Below are 16,298 nucleotides of genomic sequence, written 5' to 3' on the forward strand. Positions count from 1 at the left end.
CGCTATGCGAAGGCGGCCAGGCCGCTTGCTCCTGAGATTGCACGTTGACGCAAATCATGCAAGTGATTTGCGCATATTTTCAAATTTTACGCAATTTGCGCTATCGTCTCGCCGGACTGCAGGCTGACACCGCATTCTATCTGCAGCGGGGTTGCATCCGGCTCGGCAATGCGGCGCTGTGCAAGGGCGATCGCCTGTCGCGCCATCTCGGCGCAATCGACCCGCATCGTGGTCAGGCGCGGATGCATCAGCGCCGCATAGGGCAGGTCGTCGAAGCCGATCAGCGAAACTTCGCCGGGCACGTTGATACCAACTGCTTCCAGCGCGTTCATCAGCCGGAACGCGACCATGTCGTTGGCGCAGAACACGGCCGTCCAGTCCGATTCGCCCTTCCTTCGTCGCTCGACCTCGGCGAGGATTTCGCTATCCATGCCGTTGGCGGCGCCGATCGCAGTGCTGGTGACATCTTTATGAAGTTCCAGAGCCGCGTAAAATCCCCGCCGCCTCTGGATTGTCGTCCAGCGCGTATGGTCATGAATATAAAGCAATTTCCGGTGACCGGCGGCAAGCAGCGTCCTGGTTGCCAATTCCGCGCCGAAGAAATTCGATGGTGCCACGCAATCGAAGCGCATTTCCGGATCGTAGCCATTGATGAGCACGGCGTGATGCCGGCCGTCGAGAAAGTGCGCGGCCAGCCCCGGTGAGGGATCGATGCCGACGAAGATCGTCGTCGACGCTTCTTCGCTTTCCTGATCGCGCAGCATGCGCTCGCGTCCCAGTACCGACTCGTCGACCATGCGGATTGCCAGGGTAAAACCATTGTCGCGGGCGCTGTCGCGCAAACCGGCGATCACAGCCTCATAGAAGGCAACGAGCCCGCCGGTCGCCAGGCTGCCGGTGACATAAGCGCGCAAATGCTTTGCCGGCGCCGCCACCATTTGCCGGCTGCGGCCGAGATAGCCGGCATCCTCCGCCAGTTTGCGGATTTGCGAGCGGCGTTCGTCGCTGATCCCCGGCGAATCCGACAGCGCCCGCGACACCGTGCTGACCGACACCCCAGCCGCCTTGGCAATGGCAATCTGATTTGCGTCCGATTTTCGTAGCTTGCTCAAAACCAGTCCTCCAGACCCGGTATCATCCGGGATTCTCACGCCAAATCCATCCCTCGAACCGCGATATCAACCGCTCTTCGCCTCGCAAGACGAACTATCTTCGCAGCAAAATTTGCATAAAAACGGAAATTGCGCAATTGACAACGCAAATTGCGCATGCTGAATTGCGGCCACTGCGAGAGCGGACGCATCCGTCGCATGTGGCGGCATGCCGTATTGCATGGGAGATCGGGAGGAACATCATGAGCAATGACATGAGAAAAGAATTCATCCAGGCGATGCTGAGCCGCCGCCAATTGCTGCAGGCCGCTGGTGCTGGCGCCGTGGCCGCCGCCATGCCGGGCCTTGCTTCATCCGCGCTTGCCGAGGACAAGGTGGACCTCACCATGTGGGCCTGGACGCCAAACACCCAGTCCGAGATCGACCTGTTTACCAAAGCCTTTCCGAACATTTCGGTCAAGCTGGAGAATGCCGGCCAGGGCCCGGACGAATATGTCAAGCTGCGCAACGCCATCCAGGCCGGCACCGGCCTGCCGGATGTCGGTCAGGTCGAATTCACCAACATTCCCGGCTTCCGCCAGCTCCAGGCGCTGCTCGACATGGGCCAATACGGCGCCAATGACGTCAAGGACAAGTTCATCGACTGGACCTGGGCATCGGTTTCGGATGGCAATGCCGCCTACGGCATTCCGTGGGATTCCGGCCCGATGGGCATTCTCTATCGCGCAGACGTGCTGGATAACCACAAGATCGCCGTGCCGAAGACCTGGGCGGAATTCGCCGACAGCTCCAAGGTGCTCTCCAAGGCCTCGCCCGACACCTATCTCACCAATTTCGGCGGCACAGCCGATGGCGGCTGGGTGATCGCGCTGTTGGCGCAAGCTGGCTGGAAGCCGTTCGCGCTCAACGGCACAGATCTCAAGCTCAACCTCAACGACGCCGTCGCCAAGAAATGGGCCGCCTACTGGCAGGACCTGATCGACGCCAAGGCCGTCGGCATCAAGACGCCGGTCTGGACCACAGATTGGTTCACGGGGCTCGACGAGGGCACCTATGCTTCTTGGATGACCGGCGCCTGGGGTGCGGTGTTCATTCCGCAATTTGCCAAGAAGAGCAATGGTCATTGGCGCGCAGCACCCTTGCCGCAATGGGATGCAAGCAAATATGTTTCGGCCAATCTCGGCGGATCGACCTTCTCAGTCTTCAAGACCTCGAAGCATCCGAAGGAAGCCACGCAGCTTGCCATGTTCCTTGGCAGCAATGCCGAGGCGGGCAAGCTGTGGAACACCAAGCAGTTCCTCTTCCCGGTGCAGAAGGCACTGGTCGCCGACCCCGAACTGATGGGCCACAAATACGATCTCTATGGCGGCCAGGCAGTCAACGAAGTCTTCGTCGAAAGCGCCAAGCATGTCGACTCCTCGTTCCAGTATGCGCCGTTCCAGGATTATCTTGCCGGCCAGGTGCAGCAGGAGCTGTCAGCCTCGATCGGCGGCAAGGGCTCGCTCGCCGACGGTTTCGACCGGCTGCAGCAGACCGTGAGTGCCTATTGCAGCGATCAGGGTTATACCGTCTCCCAGGGCTGACCCTGCCGGGGATGCGGGGTGTGGGGCCTCGCATCCCTTCTTTTGGCACGTGTCCGCGTGCCGACGATTGTGGAGTACAATATGGCCGGTTTGAAGAGCCGCAAGCGGCGATACCGGGTGAGCAAGGGGCTGGCGCCTTATCTCTTCCTTGCACCGTTCGCGCTGCTTTTCATCGCCTTCCTGATCGCGCCGATGGCCTATGCGTTCGATCTCGCCATCTACAAGACGACGCTGGTCGCCGGCACGAAATTCGTTGGCGCGGCCAATTTCATCCGTGCGCTCGGCGATCCAAAATTCTGGGCTGGCGTCGTCGTTCTCCTGAAATTCGCGGTGATCCAGATTCCTGGCATGATCGCGGTGGCGCTGTTGATCGCGCTGATCCTCGACAGCGGCACGGTCTATGCCAAGAGCTTCTTCCGCGTCAGCCTGTTCCTGCCTTATGCTGTGCCGACGGTGATCGCGGCGCTGATCTGGGGCTATCTCTACGGTCCGTCCTTCGGCCCGTTCACCCAGCTCGCGCATGCGCTCAGCCTGCCCGCACCAAATTTCCTCGCTGACAGCACCATCCTGGCTTCCATCGCCAATATCGCCAACTGGGAATATACCGGCTACCAGATGATCATCTTCTATGCCGCGCTGCAGGCGATCCCGCAGGACCTCGAAGAGGCGGCCGCGATGGACGGCGCTGGCAGTTTCACCTATGCGATCAAGGTCAAGCTGCCCTTGATCGCACCAATGATTGTCGTCACCGTCATCTTCTCGATCATTGGCTCGCTGCAGCTCTTCTCGGAGCCCTATCTGCTGCACAATCTGGCGCCGCTATCGATCAACAACACCTATACGCCAAACTATTATGCCTACACGCTCGCCTTCGCCAACCAGCAATACAACTATTCAGCCGCCGTCTCCTTCGTGCTGGGTGCGGTGACGGCCGTGATCTCCTACGCCTTCATGCTGGTCGTCAACCGGGGGAGGGGCTGATGGCTATTGTCGGCAAGTCGAAACGCTCGCCCACTTTCCGCCGGAATCGCTGGATGCTGTCCGCGATCCTCGCGCTGATCTGGTTCTACACGGCGCTGCCGCTATTCTATGTGCTGGTCTCGGCGACAAAATCCAACAACGACCTGTTCACCACCTTCGGTCTGTGGTTCTCCGACGACTTTCGTCTGTTCGAGAATATTCGCGGCGTCTTCACCTTCCAGGACGGCATTTTCACCCGCTGGCTGCTCAACACCATTGTTTACGCCACGGTCTCAGGGCTGGGGGCGGCCCTGTTCGCCACCATGGCCGGGTATGCGCTGGCGAAATATGATTTTCACGGCAAGCGGCTGGTCTTTGCCGTGATCCTCGGGGCGGTGATGATCCCGCAGACAGCGCTCGTCGTACCGTTGTTTCTGTTGATGTCCAAGGTCGGCATGGTCAATACGCCCTGGGCGGTGATCCTGCCGTCACTGGTTTATCCACCGGGCGTTTTCCTGATGCGCGTCTATGCCGATGACGCCATTCCCAATGAGTTGATCGATGCCGGTCGCGTCGATGGCGCCGGCGAGTTCCACATCTTCTTCTCGCTGGCGCTGCGGCTGCTGATGCCGGGTTTTGCCACCGTGCTGATCCTCTCTTTCGTCGCCACCTGGAACAATTACTTCCTGCCGTTGGTGGTGCTGAGTTCGGCTGAATATTTCCCGGTCACGGTCGGCCTCGCGCAATGGTATGCGACGGCCACGGTCGGTTCCGGGGGCGGCGCGGCTCTGTTCACACTGGTGCTCGCCGGAGCGCTAATCAGCATCGTGCCCGTGATCATCGCATTCATCGTCATGCAGCGCTTTTGGCAAGGCGGCCTTGGGGCCGGCGGCGTCAAGGCCTGAGGAAAGAGACATGGCCGTTATCGAACTCAAGAACATCAAGAAATCCTTCGGCGCGGTCGACATCATCCGCAACCTCGATCTGGAGATCGGCGACGGCGAATTCGTCGTCTTCGTCGGCCCGTCGGGCAGCGGCAAGTCGACACTCCTGCGCCTCGTCGCTGGCCTGGAAGAAGCGACGTCCGGCCAGATCCTGATCGACGGCGAGGATGTCACCGAGCTCGGCCCGGCCGACCGGGCGCTTTCCATGGTGTTCCAATCCTACGCGCTCTATCCGCACAAGACGGTGCGCGCCAACATGGCTTTCGGCCTCGAGGTCGCCCGCACGCTGCGCGCGGAGATCGACCGGCGTGTTAAGGAAGCCGCGACGTCGCTCAGGCTTGAAAACTATCTCGATCGCAAACCGAAGGAGCTCTCCGGCGGCCAGCGCCAGCGCGTTGCCATCGGCCGCGCCATCGTGCGCGACCCCGTCGCCTTCCTGTTCGATGAACCGCTGTCGAACCTCGACGCAGCGCTCAGAGCAGAGATGCGCATCGAAATCGCCAAGCTGCACCAGCGGCTCGGTGCCACGATGATCTATGTCACCCACGACCAGGTCGAGGCGATGACGCTGGCCGACAAGATCGTGGTGCTGAAGGATGGTGCCATTCAGCAGGTCGGCTCGCCGATCGACCTCTATGAAAAGCCGGCCAACCTTTTCGTCGCCCAGTTTCTCGGTTCGCCGAAGATGAATGTCTTCGATGGCGAAGCGGTGGAGTGCGGCATGCGCTTCTCCGGCTCCGGCCACATCGATCTGCCGGGCACGCCGAAGACCGCCGTCAACCTCGGTATCCGCCCGGAAAACATCGAGATCTGCGCAGCCGGGCAGGGACACATCGATGCAAAGGTCGACGTTGTCGAACGCCTCGGCTCCGACACCTATGTCTATGCGCTGGTCGGCGACGGCACACTGGTGACGATCCGCCGGCCCGGCAATGCCCGCTTTGCCATCGGTGATACGGTTGGACTCGGCCTGGACAAGGCTGCTCTACATCTGTTCGATCGGGACGGCCTTTCTGTGTCAGCCGGGCGGTGACGGGAAAAGCAAGTTTATCATGTAGACACGGCGACTATTCGGACTCCCGTTGCTCAATCACATAGCCCAAAGCGCGATAACCGGAGCGCCGCTTCGCGGCCGCATTTGCAGTCAGCTCGATGGTTCGACACGGATGTCTATCGTTCGCTTGTGGTGTGGTCCCCATGGCGTGCCGAATACAAAGTCGAGCTGCTCCTGTCCCGCGTGTCGGGCGACAACGACGACAAGGTTGGGTGCGCCGGCCGGCAGAAGCGTTTCCGAAGCGGTCAGAACACCGCTAGTCAGCGGTCCGACAATTTCGACCACGCTCGATCCGCCATGAGTAGTGATGCCTGTGGCATTGACAAGGAGCACGTCGCCCACCTGCAGCACCGCCTCTTCGGGAAGCTGCTCGCTGGAAGCGATTTCAAAAAGTGCCCTTGGACGCTTCATCGGCTCGGCAATCAGACATCCACCAATACGTCCTCTTCCTCGGGCCAATCTTCGGGTTCGGCGGAGAACGGCGTCAATGGTGTGCTGCTGGAACGCGGATAAATCAAGCCGCAGAAATCATAATCCGACTTGTCGATATCGCTTCCGCCAACGATTGGTTTGCCATCCACAGTAACAGACGCCGGCAATTGATAACACATGATTGAATATTGATCGGCTTTTGTGCTGCCCTGAAGCAAGGTCCGTTCTTCGATCGGCGTGAGGATTTGCTCATCGACGGTCTGCCTGTCCCAGCCAAAAGCCCGTTGCGCATACTCATAGATCTTGTTGCGGTCTATCCGCGCGATAATATCCCGGCGCATATGCTCGTGCGGGAAGCCGAGCGTATGGCCGGTTTCATGGCGCACGACCCGCCTGTATTCCGACTCCGGCGTGTTCATCGTGAACCCTTCAAGGTTCATTGTCTGCTGGTTCCGCCGGATATGCAGGATGTCGGTGCCGAGATAGGACCAGTAGCCGCCTTGCCCTCGTGAGATTCGGACCTGTCCGTTGCCGCCGGTTTCCACGAAGGAAATGCAGCCGGTGCGGGTCCAGGCGTTCATGTGAGAAACGATGCGCCTTCTCAGGTCCGGCGCAGTCGTTTCCATGAAACTGACGGTTAATCGCCGGGGCTGCGGCCCCCAATATTTGGACGTCAGCGCGGAGATGTATTCCGGCTGGGGTTGAAAGCCGAGATCATGGGCCGATTTGCGCCAATAGGCCGGGGCGTTGACAGGATTTATTTTGCGAGCGGTTTGGGCGGCTTGGTTGAGAAGGCGCCGCGGCAAACCTTTGGGCCCGTTACAGACGGGGCAATCATCGGCCGATCCCTCATGAATGTGGCCTCCGCTGTTCGGCGGCAAGTCGCCGGTCGCTTCAAGAGCGATCATGCCGATCTTCCGAAGGGATTCAAACAGACCCCCCTGTCGAGAGTCCGATTCCTGGTCATCTCCACCACCGGTATCGGCGGCGCTGGGTCGATCAAACATTCTTGCACGCTCACGCCGCTCGTCGGATCTGTCGGTCATTCTGTCCTCCCATGACAAAAAACCAGAGACAAAATTTCAGATATGAACGCGTTGGCACAGAAACACATTTCCCGCATCGTCACTCTGATGCGGGCTCGTGGTTCAACTCATGCGATTGAATGGGCGCCTATTCAATGTACTGTAATATCAATCTAAAGAAAAGTCCAAGGAAATACTAAAGGTAAGGTTGTTTTTCGAGGAAGTTCTCTGTCTGGGCTGATATGCAATATTAATGCAGGGCCGCACATACGGCCTGTTCTCGTGGTCGGCATAGCGATGTAAGCATGACCAGGGAGCTGCGTTATCGATCTGTCGCAACCCTCTCTGACGCACTGCATGAGATATCGGCCTGGACGCTCAATCACGAAAAATACCGTCCACGACCAGAACGCGATGGAACTTGTGGCGAACCCACGTTGGATCATCGCGGCCACTACAACTGGCGGAAATTTGGTGACAGGCATTGAGAGCAGTCTCGGTGACCGCTCTCGGTCCGCCACGACACGCCGTCAATCTTCGTCGGATATTGCGATCCAAACTTTAGCCTATGCGTTTCTCGATGACAGAGCCTCAATACCGCGGCACATAATCCAGCCCCCCATCAATTCTCTCCGGCCGCCCATCCAGAAACAATTCCCCGATCCGCGGCGCCGAGCGCGCAATCACCTTGCCGCGTCGGATCACCGCAAGCCGGTTCGGTTTCAGCCGCAAGGCTTCCAGCGTATCGCTCGCCTGCAAAATCACCACGTCGCCGTTGCAGCCCTTTTCCAGGCCGTAATTCTCGATGCCCATGGTTTTGGCGGAATTGACCGTCAGCGCATCAAAAATTTTCTTCTTGTCGTCGATGCCGGCCATCTGCGCCACGTGAATTGCCATATGGCCAACTTCAAGCATGTCGCCGGAGCCCATCGAATACCAGGGGTCCATGACGCAGTCATGGCCGAAGGAGACGTTGAGACCGGCCTCCATCAGTTCGCGCACGCGGGTCATGCCGCGGCGTTTGGGGTATGTGTCGTGACGGCCTTGCAGCATGATGTTGATCAGCGGGTTGGGGATGACGTTGATCCTGGCTTCCGCCATCAGCGGGATCAGCTTCGAGACATAGTAATTGTCCATCGAATGCATGGAGGTGAGATGCGAGCCGGCGACGCGGCCCTGCAGGCCGAAGCGTACAGTTTCCGCGGCCAGCGTCTCGATATGGCGCGACAGCGGATCGTCGGTCTCGTCGCAATGCATGTCGACCGGCAGGCCGCGATCGGCGGCGATGCGGCAGAGCGCCTCGACCGAGGCCCTGCCCTCGTCCATTGTCCGTTCGAAATGCGGAATGCCGCCGACAATGTCGACGCCCATGTCAAGCGCCCGGCTGAGCGAAGCGATGCCGTCCTTGGCGCGATAATAGCCGTCCTGCGGGAAGGCCACGAGCTGCAGGTCGATATAGGGTTTCACCCGGTCACGCACTTCCAGCAGCGCTTCCACCGTCACCAGCCTGGGATCGGACGTATCGACATGGCTGCGGATGAAAAGCAGCCCTTGCGTGACCGCGAGATCGCAATAGCGCAAGGCCCGCTCGACCAGTTCCTCCTTGGTCACGATCGGCCGCAACTCGCCCCAGAGCGCGATGCCTTCCAAGAGCGTGCCGGACACGTTCATGCGCGGCAGGCCGAGCGACAGCGTTGCATCCATGTGGAAATGCGGATCGATGAACGGCGGCGTCGCCAGCCGCCCGGTGGCGTCGATCTCTTCCCCGGCCTCGGAAGCGATGGCTCGTTCCACCGCGGCGATCCGGCCCTTGTCGATGGCGATGTCGATGCCCTTGCGGCCATCGGGGAGATTGGCGTTGCGGATGATCAGGTCGAACATGGGAGCCTCGCTTGCGTGAAAACGATTATCGTTCGCCGCGCCGGTAGGGCTGCATCAGGGCCTGCGGCACGCGGGCGCGGCGGGCCATGACGGCAAGGGCGACAATGGACAGGATATAGGGTGTCATCAAGAAGATCTGGTAGGGCACGACGCCGCTCAACACCGTCTGCAGCCTGAGCTGGAATGCGTCGAAAAAGGCAAACAGCAGCGCCCCGAACAGCGCCCGTCCCGGCCGCCAGGAGGCGAAGACGACGAGGGCGATGCAGATCCAGCCGCGGCCTTGCACCATAGTGGGGAAGAAGCTGTTGAAGGCCGACAGCGTCAGGAAGGCGCCGCCCATGCCCATCAGCGCACTGCCGGCAATGACGGCGCCATAGCGCACCCGCATCGGGTTGACACCCTGCGCCTCGGCGGCATGCGGATTTTCGCCGGTCATGCGGATGGCGAGCCCGACTGGTGTGCGGAAGATGAGATAAGCCATCATGAGCGCGACCAGGATCGCCAGATAGGTCGGCATGGTCTGGGTGAAGAAGGCCGGCCCGATGAAGGGCAGCGTCGACAGACCGGGAATGGCGATCGGCTGGAAGGGCACGATGGTCGGCGGCGTGCCGGCCACTGGCACAATCAGCCGGAAGAGATAATAGCTGAAGCTGGAGGCAAACAGCGTCACGCCCAGCCCCGACACATGCTGCGACAGGCCGAGCGTCACCGTCAGCGCCGAATGCAGCAGGCCGAATATGCCGCCGGCAATCGCGGCGATCAGCAAGCCGGTCCAGAGATCGGCGCCGTGATAGACGGCGAGCCAGCCGATCATCGCGCCGAAGGTCATGATCCCCTCGATGCCGAGATTGAGCACGCCCGCCCGCTCGCAGAGCAGCGCGCCGAGCGTACCGAAAATCAACGGCGTGGCGATGCGCAAGATCGCGGCCCAGAGCCCGGCGGAAGCGACGATGTCGAACAGCTGGCTCATCGGCGGATCCTGTACTGGGTGAAGAACAGCGCGATCAGCATGGTCAGCAGCGACAAGGCCACGGTCACGTCGGCAATATAGGTGGGGATGCCCAGGCTGCGGCTCATGCCGTCGGCGCCGACGAACATGGTGGCGGTGAACAGCGCCGCAAGCACGACGCCGAGCGGATGCAGATCGGCCAGCATGGCGACGACGATGCCGGAATAGCCGAAGCCGGGCGACAGGTCGGTGGTGACATAGCCCTTGACGCCCATCACCTCGATGGCGCCGGCAAGCCCGGCGAGCCCACCCGAAAGGCAGGCGACCTTCACCAGGGTTTTGCCGAGCGGCACGCCGGCAAACACCGCCCCTTTCGGGTTAAGGCCGGCGGCGCGCGACTGCATGCCGAACACCGTTCGCGACTGGATGAGATGCACGACGACGGCAAGCACGATGGCGATGACGAATCCGATATGCAGGCGCGAGCGCGCGACCAGCTTGGGCAGCACGGCGTGATCGCTGACCGATTGCGATTGCGGCCAGCCGAAGGCGAGCGGGTCCTTGAGCACGCCGTCGATCAGCATCGAGACGAAGAGCAGGGCGATGAAATTGAGCAGCAGGCTGGTGACGACCTCGTCGACCGAAAAGCGCAGCCGGAGCCACAAAGGAATGAGGATCAGGACCATGCCGGCGACGGCGCCGATGACCAGCAGCAGCGGGATCTGCACCGCACCCGGCAGGCCGCCGAGAACTTGCGAACTCGCCGCAGCCACGGCAATTGCGCCGAGATAGAACTGGCCCTCGGCGCCGATATTCCACAGCCGCGCGCGGAAGGCGACAGCGGCGGCAAGCCCGGTCAGCATCAGCGGCGTCGCCCTTGTGAGCGTTTCGGTCGCCGACAGCCGCGAGCCGAAGGCGCCGGTGAAGATGCGCCAATAGGCTTCGAACACCGGCGCGCCGGCCACCGCGATCAAGATGCCCGACAGCGCCAGCGCTGCCACGACCGCGATCATCGGCGTCAGCAGCAATAGCGACAGCGGGCGGTGTTCGCGACGCTCAAACCGCATGGCGGACCTCACCATTGTCATGCCATTCGCCGGCCATCATCAGGCCGAGTTTTCGTGCATCGGCACTATCCGCCTCGATTGGCGGCGACAGCCGGCCAGCGACGATCGCCTGGATGCGGTCGGCGAGCGCGATCACTTCGTCGAGGTCTTCGGATATCAAGAGCACGGCGGTTCCCTGCTTGCGGGCTTCGAGCAGCCGTTGATGCACGGCGGCCACCGCGCCCTCGTCAAGTCCGCGCGACGGCTGGGCGGCAACCAGGATGCGCGGCCGCTGGTGCAGATTGCGGCCGAGGATCAGCTTCTGCATGTTGCCGCCGGAGAGGAGTCGCGTGCGGCTCTGCGGCGTGCCGCCGCGCACGTCGAAACCGTCGATGATCGCCTGGGCAAAGGCCATGCCGGCCTTGCGGTTGACCAGGCCGTTGCGCGAAAAGGCTCCCGAGGCGATCCGCTCCAGCACCGCATTTTCCCAGATCGCCATTTCGCCAATCGCGCCCTCTTCGGTCCTGTCCTCCGGCACCCGGCCGATGCCGGCCTCGACGACATCATCGACGCCGAGATTGCCGACTGGCTTTCCGAACAGCAGAAGGTCGCCGGACGTTCGCGCCAGCGTGCCCGAGAGCAGATGGGCAAGGGCAGTCTGGCCATTGCCGGAAACGCCGATAATGCCAAGGATTTCGCCCTCGTGTAATCCAAAACTTACGGATTTCAGCCGCTCGACGCCGCCTATCCTGACTGTGACATCCGTGGCCTGCAGCGCCACGGCGCCCGGCGTGGCAGCGTCGCGCACCGGGCGGGTGACGCGATGGCCGACCATCAGTTCGGCCAGTTCCGCCTTGCTTGTCTCGTCCACCGGGCGCTCGGCCACCATCCGGCCGCCGCGCAGCACGATGATACGGTCGGCGGCGGCCATGACCTCGTCGAGCTTGTGGGAAATGAAGATCAGCGACAGGCCCTGGCGGGCCATTTGCTTGAGCGTCGAAAACAGCCGCTCGGCCTCGATATTGGTGAGCACGGCGGTCGGCTCGTCGAGGATCAACACGCGGGCATCGTTGTAGAGCGCTTTCAGGATCTCGACCCGCTGCTGCTCGCCGACAGAAAGATCGCCCAGCCGTGCATCCGGATCGACTTTCAGGCCGAAGCGCGCGGCGATCTCCAGCAGCCTGCGCCGCGCCGCGCCGGTTTCGGAGCGCCACGACCAGAGCTTTTCCGTGCCGGTCATGACATTTTCGAGCACGGTAAGATTGGGGGCGAGCGAGAAATGCTGATGCACCATGCCGATGCCGGCGCGGATGGCGGCGCGCGGCTTGCCCGGCGGCAGTTCCGCGCCATCGATCAGGATACGGCCGGCATCGGGCACGTAATGCCCGAAGAGAATGCTCATTAGCGTCGTCTTGCCGGCGCCGTTTTCACCCAGAAGCGCGACGATCTCGCCCTTGGCGAGCGTCATCGACACGCCGTCATTGGCAAGCGTCTGGCCGAACCGCTTGCTGACCCCTTCGATGGCGAGAACCGGTATCGTCATGCCGAAAACCCCGCAACGGCGAAAGGATGCTGCCAGCGCTGCTCGGCTTCCAGCCTGGCGGCGAGCGCGAGCAGCAGCGCCTCATGTCCGATCGGCGCCATCAGTTGCACCGGCAAGGGCAGGCCATCGGCATCGGCGCCGAAGGGCAAGGTCAAAGCGGGAAATCCGGAAATATTGGCAAGGCTCGCCAATGGCGCAAACGCCGCCATGCGCCGGAGGTGCAGGTCGGTATCGCTGTGATCGGAGGGGAACGAGCCAATCGGCAGCGGCGCCGAGGCCAGCATCGGCATGACGATGCAATCGAGCGCATCGAACATCACCCAGAGATCGCGGCTGGCCAGCACGCCGCCATTGAGCGAATCCCAGAGCGCCGTGGCCGACATGGCGCGGCCGCGCAGCACGAAAGCCTGGGTCATCGGCTCGGCCACGGCAATGTCGAGGCTGAGCCCATCGAGGAAGCCGGCCAGGTTGACGACGACGATGTCGCCGAAGGCGCGGTTGCTCGCCCGGACGGTCGCCTCGAAATTCCTCCAGGTGAGCGGCACGATTTCCGCACCATCCGCCTCCAGCGCCCGGGCCGCAGCCTCGACCGCGGCCAGCCGTTCGTCCGTTGTGGGAAACTCGCTGCCGGTATCGGTGAGCAGACCAATGCGTAGCCTGCCCTCAACCGGCTCGGCAAAGGCCGGATCGGGAAATGGCCCCCTGGCCTTGCCGCGCAAGGCAGCGAATATGGCCGCCGTATCCCTGACCGAGCGGCAAACGGCAAGTTCGCTGGCAATGCCGCCAAGATGATTGCCGAAATCCGGCCCGGCCGGCATAGCGCCGCGGCTCGGCTTCAGCCCCACCAGGCCGCAGCAGGCGGCGGGCACCCGGATCGAGCCTCCGGCATCCGTGGCGTGGGCGATGGCGACGATGCCGGCTGCGACAGCGGCGGCAGCCCCGCCGGACGACCCACCGGCCGTGCGTGCCGGATCGAGCGGATTGCGGCAGACCGGCCCGATCGCCGGTTCGCTGGCCAGCGACAGGCCGAATTCCGGACTGGTGGTCAGCCCGAAAAGGCAGAAGCCGGCGGCGCGGAACCGCCCGGCAAGGTCGGAATCGGCCGCACTGCCTTCGCGCTTAAACAGCGCCGAACCGGCGGTAACGGGCAATCCCTCGAACGGCCCACCGAGATCCTTAGCCAGCGTAGGAACGCCGGCGAAGGGACGGGCCGGGACATGGTCGGGGTTCGCCTTGCGCTCGTCTTCAGACGCCTCGGCTGCGGCCAGGCCCAGGCCTGCATCGAGATGCGCAATCGCGCCCAGCGCCGCATGGCTTTCGGCGCTGGCGAGCGAGGTGCGCATAGCCTCCGTCGCGGTCAGGCGGCCATGCCTGATCGCCTCAGCGAGCGCAATTGCATCCGCGGCCATGATCGTGCCGGATTACTTCGGCTGTTCCGCGTTGCGCGGCACTTCGAATTTGCCCGACTTGATATCGGCGCGCACCTTTTCCATCGCCGCTTCGGCATCGGCAGGCGCCACGCCCTTGACATAGACGATATCGCTGCCGCCTTCCTTCATCAGGCCGAAGGCGGTGTAGTTCTTGCCCACCGGCTTGCCGGCGGCAACGTCAGCAATGGCCGCGTTGAGGATCGGCCGGAAGCCCCAGAGCGCATTGGCAAACACCGTGTCGGGATAGCGTGGCGTATAGTCGATCAGCGAGCCGACCGCCTTGATCTTGCGCTCCTTGGCCGCATCGGCGGTGCCGATGCGCTCGCCGAACAGGATATCGGCGCCGGCATCGATCTGCGCCAGCCCGGCTTCGCGCGCCTTGGGCGGATCAAAGAAGGTGCCGATGAAGGCGACGAGATGCTTGGCATTGGGATTGACGGCCTTGACGCCCTCGGCAAAGGCATTGATCAGCATGTTGACTTCGGGGATTGGCATGGCGCCGACGGAACCCACGACATTCGACTTGGTCATCTTGCCCGCCAGCATGCCGGCGAGATAGGCGCCGTCATGGTTCCAGGTGCCGAAGACGCCGAAATTGCTGCCAGCCTGATCGCCGCTCGACCCCAGCACGAAGGCGGTGTCGGGATAATCGACCGCCACCTGGCGCGCTTCCTTCTCGACCGCATAGGCTTCGCCGATGATCAGCTTGTTGCCCTGCTCGGCATATTCGCGCATGGCGCGCGGATAATCGGTGCCCGAAACGCCTTCCGAGAACACATATTCAATCACGCCTTCCTTGGCGGCATCCTGCAAGGCCTTGTGCAGACAGGAATTCCAGGCATTTTCCACCGGCGAGGCATGAATGCCGGCAACCTTCATCGGCGCCGCGGCACGGGCCAGTGGCGCAAGCCCGCTGAGGCCCAATGCGATGCCCGAGGCAACAACGGTACGGCGAGAGATCAGAATGTCTTTGGTCATTGTCTTGCTCCCCATTTTTTACCATTTGGTTCAAAAAACATAGCAGTGACCAAAGGGCTGTCAAGCGATGGGAGTGCCTGTAGCGGAGCCTTTACGGGGGGAAATGTCGGCGAGCGCCAGCGCGGAAGAGCAGCCGGGGCATCAGTCGCCAAGAGCGTTGCGTGCCCGCTCTGCGAAACCAGGTGACGTAAGCGCCAATCTTTCGAGCAGTTCGGTCGTCGTCAACGTTGGACGACGATAGGATGCCGCCTGCACAGCAAGTGCCTTCAAAACTGCCGCCGGATCTCTCATGAAGATTCCTGTGAGAAATTCGTCAGGGGTCAAAGCAACAATGCCCTCAGGAAGGCTGCCGAAATCGCGGATGTTCGATGTCACAATGACCGTAGCGTCGACGGCAACTGCTGCCGCAACGACATGTCGGTCCTTCGGATCATTTCGCATTGTCGGCTCTATCTCTTCCCATCCTTCCGCATTCGCGTCAGGAAATGCCTCTTCCATGACGTTGCGCAAGGCTTCCGCCTTAGATGGTTCCATGCCGTAGTCTCTGACGAGATTGCGGGTCATTTCGTCAAGAATGCGAGCCGACCAATGAGCCCGGAAACACCCAGCCGTTGCTACACGCAGCAGGGTATCGCGCAGCAACATCGGAAACAGGACATTGGCGTCAAGAACCGCTACCAGCATAGGCACTCGTGTGAATTTCCCGATCAGAGGAAGAGTAGGTTGGTTGCGTTTATAGCGTTTATGCGCCATATTGCCGGGATGACCGTATCAAATCGCGCATCGTCAAACAAAAATTCCACCAAAACCTTGAATGCCGTTCCGGCAGTTGAGAGGTCGGCCGCCGCCCGCGTCGCTTCGCTATTACTGGTAAATTCTGAGAAGCGGCAAGGGATACTTCATGTCATCAATGCGGATGGGGAGCGCATGGAAGTGCCGCATATACTGGCTGAGGCCATGTATCAGGCTGCAGCGCTTCTCGCCGAAGGGCGCATGGTGACGGTGCTGCCAGACGAGGAAATGTTGTCGACGCAGGCTGCGGCGGATATTCTCAACGTTTCCAGGCAGTATCTCGTCCGATTGATCGACGCGGGTGAACTCCGGGCAGAAAAAGTTGGTAGCCACCGACGCTTGAGAGCAACGGATGTTGCGGCATTCAAGGCTCATCGAGACGCCAGGCGGGTGTCGGCATTGGATCAGCTGGCTTCGCTGAGCGAAGATGTCGGTGGATATGAACTCGGAACCAAGTAGTGCCGGCTGCGAGAGAGCCAAGGCACGGGATATCGCGATGGGTTTTCCAACTTAGCTAAAATAGCGTCCCGGCGAAGAGAATTGCAGCCGCCGCAAAGGGAAATCCATCT

Annotated in this window: 15 protein-coding genes; 5 read left to right on the forward strand and 10 right to left on the reverse strand. The window is 61.6% G+C overall.

The window, feature by feature from the left end; genetic code table 11:
* Positions 1-86: 86 nt before the first annotated feature.
* The gene (locus tag AC1D06_RS01980) at positions 87-1,112 is read right to left on the reverse strand and encodes a LacI family DNA-binding transcriptional regulator (protein ID WP_477878894.1); all 1,026 of its coding nucleotides are present in this window, start codon (positions 1,110-1,112) and stop codon (positions 87-89) included.
* Positions 1,113-1,354: 242 nt separating this feature from the next.
* Between AC1D06_RS01980 and AC1D06_RS01985 the strand changes: the two genes are divergently transcribed.
* From AC1D06_RS01985 to AC1D06_RS02000, 4 genes are all read left to right on the forward strand, one after another.
* Positions 1,355-2,695, forward strand: a complete 1,341-nt coding sequence (locus AC1D06_RS01985) for an ABC transporter substrate-binding protein (RefSeq protein ID WP_477984563.1) — start codon at positions 1,355-1,357, stop codon at positions 2,693-2,695.
* A gap of 81 nt (positions 2,696-2,776) precedes the next feature.
* On the forward strand, positions 2,777-3,676 hold the full coding sequence (locus AC1D06_RS01990) for a carbohydrate ABC transporter permease (protein ID WP_477984565.1): 900 nt from the start codon (positions 2,777-2,779) through the stop codon (positions 3,674-3,676).
* Positions 3,676-4,560, forward strand: a complete 885-nt coding sequence (locus AC1D06_RS01995) for a carbohydrate ABC transporter permease (RefSeq protein ID WP_477984567.1) — start codon at positions 3,676-3,678, stop codon at positions 4,558-4,560. The genes AC1D06_RS01990 and AC1D06_RS01995 overlap by 1 nt, the downstream gene beginning before the upstream one ends.
* A gap of 10 nt (positions 4,561-4,570) precedes the next feature.
* Entirely contained in the window at positions 4,571-5,632 is a 1,062-nt protein-coding gene (locus AC1D06_RS02000) for an ABC transporter ATP-binding protein (protein ID WP_477984569.1), read from the forward strand.
* A gap of 111 nt (positions 5,633-5,743) precedes the next feature.
* Here AC1D06_RS02000 and AC1D06_RS02005 read toward each other — a convergent pair whose 3' ends face one another.
* The 9 genes from AC1D06_RS02005 to AC1D06_RS02045 all read right to left on the reverse strand — a co-directional run bounded on the left by AC1D06_RS02005 (position 5,744) and on the right by AC1D06_RS02045 (position 15,621).
* Entirely contained in the window at positions 5,744-6,064 is a 321-nt protein-coding gene (locus AC1D06_RS02005) for a hypothetical protein (protein WP_477984571.1), read from the reverse strand.
* Positions 6,065-6,075: 11 nt separating this feature from the next.
* Entirely contained in the window at positions 6,076-7,131 is a 1,056-nt protein-coding gene (locus AC1D06_RS02010) for a M12 family metallopeptidase (protein WP_477984573.1), read from the reverse strand.
* 570 nt (positions 7,132-7,701) lie between these two features.
* Positions 7,702-8,991 carry an amidohydrolase family protein gene (locus tag AC1D06_RS02015; protein WP_477984575.1) on the reverse strand — a complete coding sequence of 430 codons (1,290 nt, stop codon included), beginning with the start codon at positions 8,989-8,991 and terminating at the stop codon, positions 7,702-7,704.
* A gap of 25 nt (positions 8,992-9,016) precedes the next feature.
* Positions 9,017-9,961 carry an ABC transporter permease gene (locus AC1D06_RS02020; RefSeq protein WP_477984577.1) on the reverse strand — a complete coding sequence of 315 codons (945 nt, stop codon included), beginning with the start codon at positions 9,959-9,961 and terminating at the stop codon, positions 9,017-9,019.
* Entirely contained in the window at positions 9,958-11,007 is a 1,050-nt protein-coding gene (locus tag AC1D06_RS02025) for an ABC transporter permease (protein WP_477878946.1), read from the reverse strand. Before AC1D06_RS02025 ends, AC1D06_RS02020 begins: the two co-directional genes overlap by 4 nt.
* A complete protein-coding gene (locus AC1D06_RS02030) occupies positions 10,997-12,529 on the reverse strand; it encodes an ABC transporter ATP-binding protein (protein WP_477984579.1) in 1,533 nt (510 codons plus the stop codon). The genes AC1D06_RS02025 and AC1D06_RS02030 overlap by 11 nt, the downstream gene beginning before the upstream one ends.
* Positions 12,526-13,938: an amidase gene (locus AC1D06_RS02035; RefSeq protein ID WP_477984581.1), complete on the reverse strand. Its 1,413-nt coding sequence runs from the start codon at positions 13,936-13,938 to the stop codon at positions 12,526-12,528. The genes AC1D06_RS02030 and AC1D06_RS02035 overlap by 4 nt, the downstream gene beginning before the upstream one ends.
* Positions 13,939-13,950: 12 nt before the next feature.
* The gene (locus tag AC1D06_RS02040; RefSeq protein WP_477878883.1) at positions 13,951-14,937 is read right to left on the reverse strand and encodes a BMP family protein; all 987 of its coding nucleotides are present in this window, start codon (positions 14,935-14,937) and stop codon (positions 13,951-13,953) included.
* Between the two features lie 141 nt (positions 14,938-15,078).
* Positions 15,079-15,621, reverse strand: coding sequence for a VapC50 family PIN domain-containing toxin (locus AC1D06_RS02045; protein ID WP_477984583.1), 543 nt, complete (start codon positions 15,619-15,621; stop codon positions 15,079-15,081).
* A 39-nt stretch (positions 15,622-15,660) separates the two neighbouring features.
* On the opposite strand from AC1D06_RS02045, the gene AC1D06_RS02050 reads away from it, so the two are divergent.
* On the forward strand, positions 15,661-16,188 hold the full coding sequence (locus AC1D06_RS02050) for an excisionase family DNA-binding protein (RefSeq protein WP_477984585.1): 528 nt from the start codon (positions 15,661-15,663) through the stop codon (positions 16,186-16,188).
* Positions 16,189-16,298 lie beyond the last annotated feature (110 nt).

The sequence above is a fragment of the Rhizobium sp. P2_G2 genome (genome assembly GCF_056403555.1).